The sequence below is a fragment of the Franconibacter pulveris genome, from assembly GCF_056780215.1.
In genome coordinates this window covers 3,070,499-3,086,517 of sequence record NZ_CM165555.1, presented here as the reverse complement: position 1 = coordinate 3,086,517, position 16,019 = coordinate 3,070,499, and the positions used below count along the sequence as shown (strand labels likewise).

Sequence of the window (16,019 nt, the reverse complement as noted above, 5' to 3'; positions counted from 1 at the left end):
GCGCTTACTCCATCATCTTCTCAATCGGCAGCACGAGGATAGAGCTGGCGCCGAGGGCTTTGAGTTTTTCCATGGTTTCCCAGAACAGGGTTTCGCTGCTCACCATGTGCATCGCCACGCGCTGCTGGTCGCCCGCCAGCGGCAGGATGGTGGGGCGCTCGGCGCCCGGCAGCAGGGCGATAACCTCTTCCAGACGTTCGGTCGGCGCATGCATCATGATGTATTTTGACTCACGGGCCTGAATCACGCCCTGAATGCGCACCAGCAGTTTATCGATAAGCTTTTGCTTCATTTCCGGCATCTCGCCGTCGCGCTGGATAAGACACGCTTTGGAGCGGTAAATCACCTCCACTTCACGCAGGCCGTTAGCCTCAAGCGTGGCGCCCGTGGAGACGAGGTCGCAGATGGCGTCGGCAAGGCCGGCGCGCGGGGCGACTTCCACAGAACCGTTAAGCAGACAGGATTTAAACTGCACCCCTTTCTGGTCGAGGTAGCGCTTGAGCAGGTGCGGATAAGAGGTGGCGATGCGCTTGCCGTTCAGGCAGGCCGGGCCGTCCCAGGGTTCGTCCACGGCGGTCGCCAGGGAAAGGCGGCAACCGCCGAAATCGAGGCGACGCAGCGTGAAATAACGCGGGTCTTCGCCCTGAGCGCGGCGTGTGAGCAACTCCTCTTCCAGCACGTTTTCGCCAATGATGCCGAGATCCACCACGCCATCCATCACCAGGCCCGGGATGTCGTCATCGCGTACGCGCAGGATATCGATCGGCATATTCTCCGCCAGCGCAATCAAACGCTGAGTGTGGAGATTGATTTTTATGCCGCAACGGGCGAGCAGTTCGCGTGAGTCATCGCTTAAGCGGCCAGATTTTTGCATAGCTATGCGTAAGCGGGTGTTATCGGTCATGTTGATGTCCTCGTGATCCTGTCTGTAAACGGTCCATAAAAAAAGCCCCCGGAAGTGGATCTTCCGGGGGCTTTTTCTGCGTTCATGCACCACTGGAAGAACCGATCGTCTTCCAGCACACATCGCCTGAAAGACTAATCAGGATGATGGTGATGGTGGTGGTTTTTAAACTGAACGCGCATTGTAAATTTCTCGTGTGAATGACTATTCATTAACTGGCTTTAACCGTAAACCATACGAGGCGAAGAATGCAAGCGCTTTTTTTCATCATTAAAAATCATCATATTGCGCCCGTGAATTGTCAGCCAGACGCCGCTGGCGTAGCCTAAACTTAGTAAGTTCGCAAGATGACGGTCTCCAGGAGAGAAGGATGAAAAAAGTCGCAATTGTCGGGTTGGGTTGGCTGGGCATGCCGCTCGCGCTGTCGCTTTCGGCAAGAGGGTGGCAAGTCACCGGCAGCAAAACCACCCAGGATGGCGTAGAGGCGGCGCGTATGTGCGGCATTGAGAGTTACCCGCTGGTGTTGCAGCCGGAGCTGGTTTGCGACAGCGATGACCTGGACGCGCTGCTGAACGTCGACGCGCTGGTGCTCACGCTGCCCGCCCGCCGCACCGGCGGCAACGGCGATTTTTACATGCAGGCGGTGCAGGAAATCGTCGACAGCGCGCTGGCGCACAACGTTAAGCGCATTATTTTCACTAGCTCCACCTCCGTTTATGGCAACGGCGAAGGCGTAATGAAAGAGACCTCGCCGCGCAATCCGGTCACGGAAAGCGGAAGGGTGCTCAAAGAGCTGGAAGACTGGCTGCATAACCTGCCGGGAACATCGGTCGACATTCTGCGTCTGGCGGGGCTGGTGGGGCCGGGCCGCCATCCGGGGCGCTTTTTCGCCGGTAAGCACGCGCCGGACGGCCAGCACGGCGTAAACCTGGTGCATCTGGAAGATGTTATTGGCGCCATACAGTTACTTTTACAGGCGCCGAAAGGGGGACATATCTATAATATCTGTGCCCCCCAACATCCGGCGCGCGCCATATTTTATCCGCATATGGCGCGTTTGCTCGACCTTGAGCCGCCTCGCTTTAGCGAAGCGCCTGGCAACGGTGAAGGAAAACTGGTGGATGGCAACCGTATCTGTAATGAACTCGGTTTTGAATATCTTTATCCCGATCCGTTAGTGATGCCAATGGAGTAGCTGCCGTTCCTGACGCCGGTAAACGTGCTGTACAGCGCAAGAGGCGACGATGAGAGCATTGCTTGATGTATTAATTATTCTTGATGCATTAGACAAAGAGGGTAGCTTCGCCGCTGCCGCTTCCCGGCTTTATAAAACACCTTCCGCTCTGAGCTACACCGTTCACAAACTTGAAAGCGACCTGAATATTCAGGTACTGGACCGCAGCGGGCATCGCGCCCGCTTTACCCCAACCGGCGCGATGTTGCTGGATAAAGGGCGTGAAGTGCTGCAAACCGTACGCGATCTGGAAAAGCAGGCGATTAAGCTTCACCTGGGCTGGGAAAATGAACTGGTCATCGGTATTGACGATACGTTCCCCTTTACGCTGTTGTTTCCCCATATCGAGGCTTTTTTACAGCTTCATGAAATGACCCGGCTGAAGTTTATCAACGGCGTGCTGGGCGGCTCCTGGGAGTCGTTGACGCAGGGGCGCGTTGATCTGGTTATCGGCGCGATGCGCGCGCCTCCGCCGCTAAGCGGGTTTTCCTTCACGCTGCTTGGCCATCTGGCCAGCGTTTTCGCGGTCGCTCCCCATCATCCGCTGGCTCAGGCATCGGAGCCGCTATCAAGACGTCTTATCAAACGCTACCGCGCTGTGGCGGTGGCCGACCCGGCAAGCACGCACCTCTCTTTTGCCTCCGGCGTGCTGGATGACCAGGACGCCGTCACCGTTTTTGATTTCAAAGCCAAGCTGGAACTACAACTGCGCGGTATCGGCTGCGGCTGGCTGCCGCGCTACCTTGCGCAACAGCATCTTGACAGCGGCGCGCTGGTGGAAAAAGAGGTGGCTTCACACGTGCCTTACGAGCCGGTATGGATTGGCTGGAACGAGCAGACCGCCGGACTTGCCTGCGCCTGGTGGCGCGAGCAGATCCTGAGCAACAGCGAAATTACCGCGCTTTATTCCGCTCCCGCCCCTCATGACGGAGGCTGAGTTAATTTCATACTTTCGACTTTATAACCTCGTCTATGTTTAAAGCAGGCAGATCCCTGCCGAAACCGTTTTTCTTTCACCACTGTGTTGTTAACGCAGGGGTTTTATGCGCAAGGAGGTTGTATGAGTCAGACTAACCAGCAATGGCAGCAGCGGCGCGTCGACGCCGTGCCGCAAGGGGTAGGTAATGCACTGCCGGTTTATATTGAGCGGGCAAAAAATGCAGAACTCTGGGATGTGGAAGGGCGGCGTTATATCGATTTCGCTTCGGGCATCGCGGTGCTTAATACCGGCCATAATCATCCGGCCGTTATTGAAGCCGTTAAAGCGCAGCTTGACCACTTTACTCACCCCTGTTTTCAGGTCACCCCTTATGGCAACTATATTGAGCTGGCGGAGCGCCTGAATAAACTCGCGCCCATAAGCGAGCCGTGCCAGACGCTGTTTCTCACCACGGGCGCGGAGGCGGTGGAGAACGCGATTAAAGTGGCGCGCATCGCCACCGGTCGCTCCGCCGTTATCGCCTTTCGCGGCGCGTTTCATGGCCGCACCCTACTGGGAATGGCGCTGACGGGTAAAGTGCAGCCCTACAAAAAAGGCTACGGCCCGTTCCCGGCAGGCATCTACCATGCGCCTTATCCAGCCTCTTACCTTGGCGTAAGCGACACCCAGGCCCTGGCTTCGCTGGCGGGCATCTTCGCGGCCGATGTCTCCCCGGACGAGGTGGCGGCGATTATCATCGAACCGGTACAGGGAGAGGGCGGGTTTTACGCCGCGTCGCCGGAGTTTATGAAGCAGCTCCGCGCGCTGTGCGATAAGCATGGCATAGTGCTTATCGTCGATGAGATCCAAAGCGGCTTTTGCCGCACCGGCAAAACCTTCGCCATTGAGCATTCCGGCGTCGAACCTGACCTGGTCACGATGGCCAAAAGCCTGGCGGGCGGTTTTCCTCTGGCGGCGCTGGTGGGTAAGAAAGCGCTGTTTGATAAAGCGCTGCCCGGCGGGCTTGGCGGCACCTATGCCGGTTCCCCCGTCAGCATCGCCGCCGCGCTGGCGGTCACAGAGCTTATCGAAAAAGAGCGGCTTAACGAACGCGCGCAGGCGCAGGGCGAACAGCTTATCAGCCGCCTCAAAGAACTGGCCGAACGCTATGACTGTATTGGCGACGTACGCGGCTCTGGCGCGATGGTGGCGATGGAGCTGGTGGAAGGGCGAGACAGCCACCGCCCGGACAAAACGCTAACCCAACTGCTGGTCCAGGAAGCGGGACGACAGGGCCTGGTTTTGCTCTCCTGCGGAGTGCGTGCTAACGTTATCAGGTTCCTTATTCCGCTCACGGCGGAAAAAGAAATTATCGATGAGGGGCTCAACATCTTGTCATCGAGCCTCGAAATGGTGCAAAATACGCGCCCTGCAAAATGAGATAAATAACCGACGTAAAACGCGTCGGTTATTTTTTTGCAGCTTAGCAACGTCATTAAATTCAAGAGGCCGGGCTTCGTACCGGATAGATACTTACTAAAAATCGACAGTCGTGTCGCTGAGGAAGAATATAAGATGGGGCAATTCCTTGCTTTTGCGCTGGCTTTCGCCGTAGGGGGAAATCACCATGTCGCATAACGTCAATAACGTTAACACCCCTCGCGTGGAATTACGTAAAACGCTTACGTTAATTCCGGTTGTAATGATGGGCCTGGCCTATATGCAGCCGATGACGCTGTTCGATACGTTTGGTATTGTTTCTGGCCTGACGGATGGTCACGTGCCGACCGCCTACGCCTTCGCGCTGGTAGCGATTCTGTTTACCGCGCTGAGCTACGGCAAACTGGTGCGTCGTTTCCCGTCTGCGGGTTCTGCCTACACTTACGCCCAGAAAGCGATTAACCCGACCGTGGGCTTCATGGTGGGCTGGTCTTCGCTGCTTGACTACCTGTTCGCGCCGATGATCAACATTCTGCTGGCGAAAATCTATTTTGAAGCGCTGGTGCCAGGCATTCCATCATGGATCTTCGTGATAGTGCTGGTCGCCTTCATGACCGTCTTCAACATGCGCACCCTGAAGGGCGTGGCGAACTTCAACACCATTATCGTGGTGCTGCAGGTGGCGCTTATCGCCGTTATTCTGGGCATGGTGATTTACGGCGTTTCCCATGGCGAAGGCGCGGGTACGCTGGTGAGCTCCCGTCCGTTCTGGTCTGAAAACGCGCACGTGATACCAATGATTACCGGGGCGACGATTCTGTGCTTCTCCTTCACCGGTTTTGACGGCATTAGCAACCTGTCTGAAGAGACGAAAGACGCAGGCCGCGTCATTCCGCGCGCTATCTTCCTGACGGCGCTGATTGGCGGGCTTATCTTTATTTTAGCGACGTACTTTATCCAGCTCTATTTCCCGGATATCTCGCGTTTTAAAGATCCAGACGCGTCGCAGCCGGAAATCATGCTCTACGTAGCCGGCAAAGCGTTCCAGGTCGGGGCGCTGATTTTCTCCACCATTACCGTGCTGGCTTCCGGTATGGCGGCGCATGCGGGCGTTGCGCGCCTGATGTACGTTATGGGCCGTGATGGCGTATTTCCGAACCGCTTCTTCGGCTACGTTCATCCGAAATGGCGTACCCCGGCGCTGAACGTGGTGCTGGTAGGCGCTATCGCGCTGATGGCGATTAACTTCGACCTGGTGATGGCGACGGCGCTGATTAACTTCGGTGCGCTGGTGGCGTTTACCTTCGTCAACCTGTCGGTGATTTCTCAGTTCTGGATCCGCGAGAAGCGTAACAAAACGCTGAAAGATCACTTCACTTACCTGATTCTGCCGATCTGCGGCGCGTTGACGGTAGGCGCGCTGTGGCTGAATCTGGAAGAAAGCTCCATGGTGCTGGGTCTTATCTGGGCGGGCATCGGCGTGGTTTACCTGGCGTGCGTAACCCGCAGCTTCCGCAACCCGGTTCCGCAGTACAACGAAGATATCGCGTAATTCAGGCGAAAAGAAAAAGGCTCCCCGACGGGAGCCTTTTTTGTATGTGGGCGAGCGTGAGAGAAAAACGCGGCGGGAGAGGGCCCTTCTGCGCCCTGGCGGGCGGCGCTGTGCTCACCCGCGTTTCAAAATATCAAGCCGCGTAAAGCAGGTAAGCGAAGCGCCACCTGCGCTACATTAGCCCACGATTTCCTGCGCGTACTGATACAGCGCCTTAATCAGCGTGATTTTCTCTTTATCCCCTTCGTACTGGTTGTAGAGCATCTCCAGCTCCTGGGCGTACGCCTGCAGGAATTCCGCTGAAAAGCGGTCGCGGCGGTACTGCAGCCAGCGCTGCTGCTCGGCTTCATCCAGCGTGCCCGGGAAATTGCGGGCGCGGAAGTTAAACAGCAGTTTCTCAATGCGCTTGTCGGCAAACGTGATATCCAGCGCCGGCAGATTCTGCGGCGGCGTTTGCAGGATGATGCGCATGCCCGCGCGGTCGGCGTCGCTGAAAAAGCCGTCATAAAGCTTCGCATCGACGTTATCGCTCGGCGGAAAAGGCGGCGCTTCGGCAAACAGCGCGACCACTTTTTCCCGCACCTGCGGGGCTTCTCGCAGCAGCTTCAGGTTCGCCAGACACTGCTGGCGGTCGATGCCTAAACGCTCCGCGTCTTCCGGGCGCAGCGTGTTCGCCTGGGCCAGCACCGGGCATTTATTCAGATGAATCAGCTTAATGGGCGCCGCCGGGTCGTCGCCAAGGTTGGCTTTTGGCGTATAGAGCCGCTCGCGCAGCGCGTCGTGGTCGAGCTCCAGCAACGGACTGATATCGCCCGCCAGATCCGCCACAATCACCGCGTTACGGTTTTCCGGGTGCCAGGCGAGCGGCGCAATCCAGCTGGTGTTGCCGCGCCAGGCGCCGAACATGCCAGAGACATGCACCAGCGGTTTCATCTGCGGAATATCGATAAGCGTCATCAGCTTCTGCTTGCTGCGATAGCTGTAAAGGTACTCAAACAGCCGCGGCTGGCGGGTTTTCACCAGTTGCGCCATGGCGATGGTGGCGTGAACGTCCGCCATCGCGTCATGCGCGTTGCTGTGCTCGATGCCATTGGCGGCGGTAAGGTGCTCCAGGCGGAAACTCGGCAGGCCGTCGTTGTTCTCCGGCCAGACAATCCCTTCCGGGCGCAGCGCGTAGCAGGCGCGCATGACGTCGAGCAAATCCCAGCGGGAGTTATCGTTCTGCCAGCTCCAGGCGTAAGGGTCGTAGAAGTTGCGATAGAAAATATTGCGCGTCACTTCGTCATCAAAGCGGACATTGTTATAGCCCACCACGCAGGTTTTTGGCACGGTGAAGAGGGCGTGGATGCGCCGGGCGAATTCCGCTTCGTTCTCGCCTTTCGCCAGCGCTTCCTGCGGCGTAATGCCGGTAATCAGCACCGCTTCAGGCTGCGGCAGGTAGTCGTCGGCCGGTTTACAGTAGAACACCTCGGGTTCGCCAAGCGCGTTGAAATTTTCGTCGGTTCGCAGCGCGGCGAACTGGGCGGGCCGGTCCAGCGACGGGCTGGTGCCGAAGGTTTCATAATCATGAAACAGAAAAGTGGGTTGCGCCGAAGGCTCAGACACGGGGATTTTTCCAGTCAGTAATACACTGTCTTTAATGGTAAACCATCCCCCCGACAAGCAGAAGAAAAAGGGCGCCGAAGCGCCCTTTTATCAGGGTAAAACCTGCTCCGGCCGGACATTCTTGCCGGTAATAACGCGCCTGCCGAGCGCAATGCCCGGTTTTTCCACCCGGTGGAAAAGCCCCCAGGCGCACAGGTAAACCACAGGCGTGCAGAGCGCCGCCACCATCAGCATGCGTACGGGCGAGGGGAGATGCTCAAAATTGCTGTAGTTCACCAGCAGCGCGATAGTCGGGATGACAATCATCAGATGCAAAAGGTAAACGGAATAGGAGACATCGCCCAGAAACTGGCTTATCCGTAGCGTCAGCAGACGCTTTGGCAAGCGCATGGCGCGCTCAAGGCGCGAGCCTTCCGTCGCCTGCCACAGCAGCGCCGTCATGCCGATAATCATCACCCACTGCGCCGCCAGCCGCACCGGCGTAACCGCAATGCCCATCCAGGCGGCGCAAAGCGGGGCGAGCAGCGCCACCAGCCAGAGCCGCAGGTTGCTTTCGCGCACCGCCTGCGCCATCACCATGCCCGCCAGAAACAGCGGCAGCTTAATTAAAATCATCGACGGCATCGGGAAGGCGTCGAAGTAATCCGCCAGCAAAAAGCGCGCCGCGAGGCAAACCACCATGACCACCAACGCGCTGAGCATAAAACCCCAGCGCATCACCATCAGCATAATAAACGGAAACAGCAGGTAGAACTGCATCTCCAGACCAATGCTCCAGTCCGGCAGCACGGTACGGAAGGAATAGTCCGGCAACGCGCCAAAAATAAAGCTCAGGTGGGTGAGGATATTAAGGAATGAATGATCGGCGTAACGGCTGGCGTCGGTCTGGGTGGAAATCCAGGCGCTGGCGATAATATCACGACACTCGCCAAACAGGCCGCCGAAAATAAGCGCGACGATAAGTAACAAATAATAGAGCGGAGCGATCCTGAAAAAGCGTCGTAGCCAGAACTCCCGGATGGTCGCCAGGCTATTCCACGGCGCTTTTTCACGCCGGTCCTGATAATTTTTCGCCATCAGATAGCCCGACAGCAAAATAAACAGATCAACCCCCATGCCCGGGTCGTAAAGCAGCGGAATACGGCACTGCACCAGCAGACAAATATGCCCAAAAAGCACCCACAGCGAGGCGATGCCCCGTAGCCCCTCCAGCTCCGGCGACCAGTTTTTGCCCTGCGCCATAACGTTTTTCCTCTGGTTAAAATAAGGATGCATGAAACCAGGAAAAAAGCATTCAGGGCAATCGGAACAGCATGAGAATGTCTGATTATCAGAATTACCGCAAATCTATGGAAATAGCGGCGTACAGATTTTGAGAAATATTTCCTTGCAATTTGCCCGCGCAACGAAATAAGAACTCCCGTAAAACAGGCGGCGAAAAATATGTCATTGAGGATATGCTGTTGAAACTTCGCCCTTTATTTGCCGCTTCTTTGTTCGTTTTTCTTGCTTGCCCCGCCTTTGCGGATACCCCGATAAGCGGTTCGCCGGTGCCGCCGCAAATTCAGGCGGGCGCCTGGGTGTTGATGGATTACACCACGGGCCAAATCCTTACGGCAAATAACGAGCACCAGCAGCGCAACCCGGCCAGCCTGACCAAGCTGATGACCGGCTATGTCGTGGATCGCGCTATTGACAGCCATCGTATTACTGCCGACGACATCGTGACCGTAGGTCGCGACGCCTGGGCAAAAGACAACCCGGTGTTTGAAGGCTCTTCGCTGATGTTTTTAAAAGCAGGCGATCGCGTAACGGTGCGCGATCTGAGCCGTGGGCTGATTGTCGATTCCGGCAACGACGCCTGCGTGGCGCTGGCGGATTATGTGGCGGGCGGCGAGCAACAGTTTGTCGCCATGATGAACAATTACGCGCAAAAGCTGCATCTGGCGGATACGCATTTCGAAACGGTGCACGGCCTGGACGCCCCCGGCCAGCACAGCTCGGCGTATGACCTGGCGGTGCTTTCCCGCGCCATCATTCACGGCGAGCCGTCGTTCTACCATATGTACAGCGAGAAAAGCCTGACCTGGAACGGCATCACCCAGCAGAACCGCAACGGCCTGCTGTGGGATAAGAGCCTGAACGTGGACGGGCTTAAAACCGGCCATACTTCCGGCGCCGGTTTTAACATCATCGCCTCCAGCGTTGACGGCAACCGCCGCCTGATTGCGGTAATCATGGGCGGCGAAAGCCCGAAAGGGCGCGAAGAGCAGGCGCGCAAGCTGTTGCACTGGGGCCAGCAGAATTTCGACACCGTGCAGATCCTGCATAAAGGCAAAAAGGTGGGAACCGAGCGGGTCTGGTACGGCGATAAAGAGCAGGTGAACGTCGGCACCGACCAGGATTTCTGGCTTACGCTGCCGAAGGCGGAAGTGGCGAATATCAAAGCGCGCTACGTGCTGGAAAAACCGGAGCTGGACGCGCCGCTGGCGGCCAACACGCGCATTGGTGAAATTCAGCTTTATGACCGCGATAAAGTGGTGGCGCACTGGCCGCTGGTTACCCTGGGTAGCGTTGAAAAGGGCGGTATGTTCTCGCGCCTTAGCGACTACCTGCATCAAAAACTGTAAGGCGCGCTTGCGGGCTATCGCACGGCTTGTTGGTGAGAACTATCTATACTCGGTTATTTAAACCGTGAGGAGAGAGCATGAACTACACCATTGAGCAGGTACCCGAGCGCGCTATTGCAGGCTTTCATCTGGTCGGCCCCTGGGAGCAAACGGTGCCGCAGGGGTTCGAGCAGCTAACGATGTGGGTGGATAATAAAGCTATCCAGCCCAATGAATGGATCGCCGTTTATTACGATAACCCGGAAAAAGTGCCTCCGGAGAAGCTGCGGGCGGATGTCGTGGTTTCCGTGCCGGAGGGCTTTAGCCTGCCGGAGAACAGCGAAGGCGTGATCCTGACGAAGCTGCCGGGCGGCGAGTATGCGGTGGCGAAAACCAAAGTGGTGAACCAGGATTTCGCCTCCGCCTGGGATGAATTTTTCGTTAAGCTGCACCACGACGGTAAAAACCGGGTGGCGGATAAACCCTGCTTTGAAATCTACCTCAATGATGGGCAGGCCGACGGCCACTGGGATATCGCCATGTATATTCCTGTCGGGCCGAACGCCACGGAATAAGGCGTTTAGCCAGTAAAAAGGCCACCCTGGGGGTGGCCTCTGTTTTTTTGCGCCTCACCACGCCTTACGGCGTTAAGCGTTCGCGCATTTTCTTCACATCGTCTGCGCTGACCGCCGGCGCCGAGTTGCCCCAGCTATTGCGGATATAGGTCAGAACGGTCGCTATCTCTTCATCGGTCATGATGCTCGCGAAAGCTGGCATCGCCGGGGCGGTTGGGCGCGCGTCGGTATCCACGCCGCGGCTGCCCGCCAGCACCACGTGCGCCAGCGAAACCGGCTCAGGGGCATTGACCAGCGAGTTGTTCGCCAGCTGCGGGAAGATGTTCTTCTCGCCCTTGCCCGACGAGCCATGGCAGGCGGAGCAGCGGTCGAAGTAGATGTGGCGTCCTGCAATCATCTGCTTGTCGTCGCCTTTAAGCGGCGCCGGCACCTTCTCATCTTTCACGCCGAGCGATTTCAGGTAGACCGCCACCGCCTGCAGGTCTTCCTCTTTCCAGTATTGGGAAGAGTTTTTCACCTGCTCGGCCATCGGCCCGGAGGCGATGTCATAGCGGTTTACGCCGGTGCGCAGGTAATCCTTGATATCCTGCTCGCTCCAGCGGCCAATGCCCTGGTGATTGGCGGCGGTAATATTCGGCGCCCACCAGTTTTCTATCTCCGTTCCCTGCAAGAAGTTGTCGTTCTTATCGCCGCCTATCATGTTTTTCGGCGTATGGCAGGTGCCGCAGTGGCCAAGGCCCTGCACCAGATAGGCGCCGCGGTTCCACTCCGCGGATTTCGACATATCCGGCTGGTAAACGCCCCTGTCGAAGTTCAGCCAGTTCCAGCCAATCAGGCTGGTGCGGATGTTGAACGGGAAGGGCAGCAGGTTGGTTTCCACCGGGTTATGGATGGGCTCCAGCGTTTGCAGGTATGCCCAGATAGCGCGGTTATCCTCATCGGTGACTTTGGTGTAAGCGGTAAACGGCATTGCGCCGTAGAGCCGCTTGCCGCCGTGGCCGATCCCTTCGGACATGGCGCGTTTAAAGTCATCGTAAGTCCAGTTGCCGATGCCGGTTTCGCTGTCCGGGGTGATGTTGGCCCCTACCAGCTTGCCGAACGGGGTGCTGATTTCCACGCCGCCTGCGAACGGTTTTTGCGGATCGCTGGTGTGGCAGGCCGTACAGTCGCCCACAGTCGCCAGATAGCGCCCTTTTTCAACCTGCTCGAACTCCGGCTGCGCCTGCGCGCCGAACGACGCGAGACCGAGAGCGAGAAGCGATAAAGCAGCTAGTCGTTTCATACGCTTATCATCTCCCCCGGGTTTTTCAGGTAGAAGTTGCGGATGGCGTGCGCTGCTTTAAACGCCAGCGCGCCCACGGTGCCGGTCGGGTTGTAACCCGGGTTTTGCGGGAAGGCGGAAGCGCCCACCACAAACAGGTTCGGCACATCCCATACCTGGAGATGCTTGTTCACCGAGCTGGTGGAAGGATCGGCGCCCATGATAAAGCCGCCCACCACGTGGGAAGACTGGTACGGCACGCTGTTCCAGTGACCGGTGGTCGGCTTGGCGACTATCTCGCGCGGCCCCATCGCTTTGGCGATTTCCGCCACTTTGCCGGTGCAGTACTGCGCCATTTTCAGATCGTTTTCCGGGAAGTCGAAGGTGATGCGCAGCAGCGGACGCCCCAGATGATCTTTGTAGTTCGGGTCGAGCGACAGATAGTTGGTGCGCGTGGTGTAACTGCTCGCCTCGCAGCCAATCGACATGGTGCTCTGGTAGTTTTTCACCATCGCCTCTTTCCAGCCTTTGCCCCATTTCGGCGAGCCCGGCGGTGTCGGGTGATAGTTAATCGGCGCGCCGCCGATTGGCGTTACGCGGATGCTGCCGCCGCCGAAGAAACCCAGGCCGCTGTGGTCGAAGTTATCGTTATTGAAGTCGTCGATGCCCATGCCCACCGCGCCCGCGCCGATGAACGGGTTGAACTTCTTATCATCAAAGAAAAGCGTCACGCCGTTAGCGGTCTGGTAGGCATAGTTGCGCCCGGTGGTGCCGGCGTTGGTCACCGGATCGTAAGGCTTGCCGATGCCGGAGAGCAGCATCAGGCGAACGTTCTCAAAGGTAAACGCCGCAACGATGACCAGGTCAGCCGGTTGCTCCCACTCGTCGCCGGAGGAGTCGATGTAGGTGACGCCCGTCGCCTGCTTGCCGGTGTTGTCGGTATTGACCTGCAACACTTCGCAGAAGGTGCGCGCTTCAAAGTTCTCCTGGCGCAGCAGCGCAGGGAGCACGTTGACGATGGCGCTGGCTTTGGAGTAGTTGGCGCAGCCGTAGTTGGTGCAGAAACCGCAGAAGGTGCAGGGGCCCATGGTTACGCCGTACTGGTTGGTGTAAGCCTCTGAGACCAGTGAAGAAGGCACCGGGAAAGGGGTATACCCCATGTTCTTCGCCGCGTCGGCGAACAGCACCGGGCCATAGGGCTGGCGCAACGGCGGCGTAGGGTATTCGCCGCTGCGGGTGCCTTCGAACGGGTTGCCGCCTTCCTGGCGCTGGCCGTTCAGCACGCCTGCTTTGCCGGAGGTGCCCGCCACGCGCTCAAACGCCATGTAGTGCGGTTCCATCTCCTCCCAGGTGGTGCCCCAGTCCTGCAGCACCAGCTCGTCAGGAATGCTGCCGTAGCGCTCAAGCAAGTGGCTTTTTAAGCGAAACTCTTCCGGCTGGAAGCGGAAGGTGATACCCGCCCAGTGGTTGCCCGCGCCGCCGGTGCCGTTGCCTGGGTGGAAAGACCCCCAACTGCGCATCGGCAGCGCCGTCTGCGACGGATTGTTGCGCATGGTGCAGGTGTTTTGCCGGGTGCGCAGCATCAGCTCCTGGCGCTGCACGTAACGTAATTCGTCCGGGACGGTGTTGATATTGAAGTCGCGCGCGGTGTCGCGCCACGGGCCGCGTTCAATGCCGACCACGTTAAGACCTTCATCGGCGAGTTCTTTTGCGATAATAGAGCCCGCCCAACCGAGGCCCACCACGACCACGTCGGTTTTAGGTAATTTCTTCGCCATGTTTTATGCCTTTTTATTCCATTGAGGTCCGCCCTGAATGCTGACCGGCGGAAATTTCAGTTCTACGTTGTGTTTCTCAATGAAATCGCGGTAGTCGTAGCGCGCGCCGGGAAAACCGAGCATTTTCCAGGCAGCCATGTCGCGGTTGCCGCCATAGACCGGGTCGGCGAAGAAACCTTCGGTGGTGTTGCTGAGCAACTGGGCGAAGAAGAGGGTGCCGACAATGCCTTCCAGCTCAATGTCGCCTTTCTCAAGGCCCGCCAGCACCTTGTCCTGGTCATCGCCGGAAAGCGCGCGGAACGGTTTTTGAAACTGCTGCTGCGTGTACTTGTTCAGCGCGGCGAGGCCGATGCGGTAGCGCTGACGGGGCGTCAGCGCAGACTGGTCGCCTTGCTCCGGCGTGCCTTCCTGAAACGGGCCTTCCATGTACAGGCGTTCAAAGTTGCCGTAAAAACCGTGAAGCTGACGGTCGATAAACACCGCGCAGCCCATCTCTTTGCCGCCAGGGCTGAGATCGTCCGCGGGGATCAGGCGGTCAACTATCGCTTCAAGCGTGGCCGCTTCATCAGCGGTGAGGAAAAGCCAACCCTGCGCGTCGAACGTTTCGGGAGGATTATCGGCGAACGGCTGCCAGCCGGGTGTACCAGTTAACGTGATTGCTTTTGCGGAACCGGCACCCAGGGTTAGCGCCGCGCCAGACCATTTCAGAACCTGCCGTCGGGTGACCCCAGGCAGCGTTTTTTGTGGCTTGCGCATTATTGCTTCCTTAGATGTGCATAAAAAAACCACCGCGTGAAATGATTACGCAGCGAAGTATTTAAAGGGTAGCTCGCTTTGCATTGTTAAGAAAAGGTTTATCTCCTGTAATGAAATGTCAGAAATGTTAAGAAATATGTATTTGTGTGTTTTTTTAGACTAAGAAGACAGTAGTACAGGGGGTGAAAAAAGGGCAAATAACGCGGTAAAAAACAGGGTTATATGGCCTGAAAGCGCGAAAAGCGGGTACAATTAGCCTTTTGGCAAGTGGAGAGCGGGTGTGCGTCCCGACAAGACTTTAACGCCTTTCGAGGTGCGCATTTATCGTCACTATCGCATTGTGCATGGCGTGCGCATTGCGCTGGCTTTTATCCTCACGTTTTTAATCGTGCGCCTCGTTCAGGTGCCCGAGGGCACCTGGCCGCTTATCACGCTGGTGGTGGTGATGGGGCCTATTTCATTCTGGGGCAACGTCGTGCCCCGCGCCTTTGAGCGCATCGGCGGCACCATTTTAGGCGCCGCGCTTGGGCTGGTGGCCCTCCGGCTTGAACTGTTTTCGTTGCCGCTGATGCTTATCTGGTGCGCGCTGGCGATGTTTCTGTGCGGCTACCTGACCCTTGGCAAACGCCCCTACCAGGCGCTGCTGATAGGCATTACCCTTTCTGTGGTGGTGGGTTCGCCGAGCGGCGATATGGAAGTGGCGCTATGGCGAAGCGGCGATGTGATTTTCGGCTCACTGCTGGCGATGCTTTTTACAAGCGTACTGCCGCAGCGCGCCTTTATCCACTGGCGCATCCAGATGGCGAAGCTGATAGGCGACTTTAACCGCATTTACCAGGCGGGTTTTTCGCCTAATCTGGTGGAGCGGCCGCGGCTCGACAAACCGTTGCAGAAAGTGCTTAGCGACGTGGTGAAGATGCGCGCGCTTATCACGCCCGCCAGCAAAGAGACGCATATTCAAAAAGCGATTTACGAGGCCATCCAGACCACCAGCCGCAATATGGTCTGCACGCTTGAGATGCAAATCAACGCCTACTGGGCCTCGCGCGAAAGCCATTTCCTGATGATTAACGCCCGCACGCTGCGCGACGTGCAGTTGATGACGCAGCGCACCTTTGAGGCCTTGTCGCAGGCGCTGCACGAAGGCAACCCTTCGCCCGCGCTGGCCAATAACGAAAAGCTGGCGGAAATTGTGCAGGAGCTGCGTACGCTGATGCGCGACGAACAGTACGGCGAGCTGGTGGAAACTTCCATTCACGGCTATGTCTGGTTGAGCATGGAGCTGGCGCGCCAGCTTGAGCGGCTCTCGCAGCTTATCTGCCGGGCGTTGCGCAAATAAGAATCAGACAACGCGGGCGCGCAGGCAGGTTGTTTCGATTCAGCCGC

General features: G+C 57.6%; 14 protein-coding genes and 1 other annotated feature. Of the genes, 7 read left to right on the top strand and 7 right to left on the bottom strand.

Annotated features, from left to right (window positions below; all coding sequences use genetic code 11):
- Nucleotides 1-4 precede the first annotated feature (4 nt).
- Nucleotides 5-904 carry an ATP phosphoribosyltransferase gene (hisG, locus tag ACU4F7_RS14625; RefSeq protein WP_024552613.1) on the bottom strand — a complete coding sequence of 300 codons (900 nt, stop codon included), beginning with the start codon at nucleotides 902-904 and terminating at the stop codon, nucleotides 5-7.
- A 37-nt stretch (nucleotides 905-941) separates the two neighbouring features.
- Nucleotides 942-1,063: a sequence feature (His leader region), on the bottom strand.
- Nucleotides 1,039-1,086: a his operon leader peptide gene (hisL, locus tag ACU4F7_RS14620; protein WP_110877335.1), complete on the bottom strand. Its 48-nt coding sequence runs from the start codon at nucleotides 1,084-1,086 to the stop codon at nucleotides 1,039-1,041. Its footprint overlaps the feature before it by 25 nt.
- A gap of 188 nt (nucleotides 1,087-1,274) precedes the next feature.
- On the opposite strand from hisL, the gene ACU4F7_RS14615 reads away from it, so the two are divergent.
- The 4 genes from ACU4F7_RS14615 to ACU4F7_RS14600 all read left to right on the top strand — a co-directional run bounded on the left by ACU4F7_RS14615 (nucleotide 1,275) and on the right by ACU4F7_RS14600 (nucleotide 6,049).
- Nucleotides 1,275-2,099: an SDR family oxidoreductase gene (locus ACU4F7_RS14615; protein WP_481637209.1), complete on the top strand. Its 825-nt coding sequence runs from the start codon at nucleotides 1,275-1,277 to the stop codon at nucleotides 2,097-2,099.
- 49 nt (nucleotides 2,100-2,148) lie between these two features.
- The gene (locus ACU4F7_RS14610) at nucleotides 2,149-3,075 is read left to right on the top strand and encodes a LysR substrate-binding domain-containing protein (RefSeq protein WP_481637208.1); all 927 of its coding nucleotides are present in this window, start codon (nucleotides 2,149-2,151) and stop codon (nucleotides 3,073-3,075) included.
- Nucleotides 3,076-3,198: 123 nt separating this feature from the next.
- On the top strand, nucleotides 3,199-4,497 hold the full coding sequence (gene gabT, locus ACU4F7_RS14605) for a 4-aminobutyrate--2-oxoglutarate transaminase (RefSeq protein ID WP_029593271.1): 1,299 nt from the start codon (nucleotides 3,199-3,201) through the stop codon (nucleotides 4,495-4,497).
- Between the two features lie 187 nt (nucleotides 4,498-4,684).
- Nucleotides 4,685-6,049 (top strand): APC family permease, encoded by a 1,365-nt coding sequence (locus tag ACU4F7_RS14600; protein ID WP_029593270.1) that lies wholly within the window; start codon nucleotides 4,685-4,687, stop codon nucleotides 6,047-6,049.
- A gap of 177 nt (nucleotides 6,050-6,226) precedes the next feature.
- On the opposite strand, the gene sbcB is transcribed toward ACU4F7_RS14600, so the two are convergent.
- Together sbcB and ACU4F7_RS14590 are read right to left on the bottom strand one after the other, a co-directional pair.
- A complete protein-coding gene (gene sbcB, locus ACU4F7_RS14595; RefSeq protein ID WP_029593269.1) occupies nucleotides 6,227-7,654 on the bottom strand; it encodes an exodeoxyribonuclease I in 1,428 nt (475 codons plus the stop codon).
- Nucleotides 7,655-7,744: 90 nt separating this feature from the next.
- Entirely contained in the window at nucleotides 7,745-8,896 is a 1,152-nt protein-coding gene (locus ACU4F7_RS14590; protein ID WP_029593268.1) for an acyltransferase family protein, read from the bottom strand.
- A 215-nt stretch (nucleotides 8,897-9,111) separates the two neighbouring features.
- Between ACU4F7_RS14590 and dacD the strand changes: the two genes are divergently transcribed.
- Together dacD and sbmC are read left to right on the top strand one after the other, a co-directional pair.
- A complete protein-coding gene (gene dacD / locus ACU4F7_RS14585; protein WP_029593267.1) occupies nucleotides 9,112-10,284 on the top strand; it encodes a serine-type D-Ala-D-Ala carboxypeptidase DacD in 1,173 nt (390 codons plus the stop codon).
- A gap of 77 nt (nucleotides 10,285-10,361) precedes the next feature.
- Nucleotides 10,362-10,838 (top strand): DNA gyrase inhibitor SbmC, encoded by a 477-nt coding sequence (gene sbmC, locus ACU4F7_RS14580; RefSeq protein WP_029593266.1) that lies wholly within the window; start codon nucleotides 10,362-10,364, stop codon nucleotides 10,836-10,838.
- 64 nt (nucleotides 10,839-10,902) lie between these two features.
- Here sbmC and ACU4F7_RS14575 read toward each other — a convergent pair whose 3' ends face one another.
- Genes ACU4F7_RS14575 through ACU4F7_RS14565 form a run of 3 tightly spaced genes read right to left on the bottom strand, consistent with a single transcriptional unit; the run spans nucleotide 10,903 to nucleotide 14,633 of the window.
- A complete protein-coding gene (locus ACU4F7_RS14575; protein ID WP_029593265.1) occupies nucleotides 10,903-12,120 on the bottom strand; it encodes a cytochrome c in 1,218 nt (405 codons plus the stop codon).
- A complete protein-coding gene (locus ACU4F7_RS14570) occupies nucleotides 12,117-13,877 on the bottom strand; it encodes a GMC family oxidoreductase (RefSeq protein ID WP_029593264.1) in 1,761 nt (586 codons plus the stop codon). The genes ACU4F7_RS14575 and ACU4F7_RS14570 overlap by 4 nt, the downstream gene beginning before the upstream one ends.
- A 3-nt stretch (nucleotides 13,878-13,880) precedes the next feature.
- Entirely contained in the window at nucleotides 13,881-14,633 is a 753-nt protein-coding gene (locus tag ACU4F7_RS14565) for a gluconate 2-dehydrogenase subunit 3 family protein (RefSeq protein WP_029593263.1), read from the bottom strand.
- A 280-nt stretch (nucleotides 14,634-14,913) separates the two neighbouring features.
- Here ACU4F7_RS14565 and ACU4F7_RS14560 point away from each other — a divergent pair, with 280 nt between their 5' ends.
- Nucleotides 14,914-15,972 carry an FUSC family protein gene (locus tag ACU4F7_RS14560; protein ID WP_481637207.1) on the top strand — a complete coding sequence of 353 codons (1,059 nt, stop codon included), beginning with the start codon at nucleotides 14,914-14,916 and terminating at the stop codon, nucleotides 15,970-15,972.
- Nucleotides 15,973-16,019: the final 47 nt, after the last annotated feature.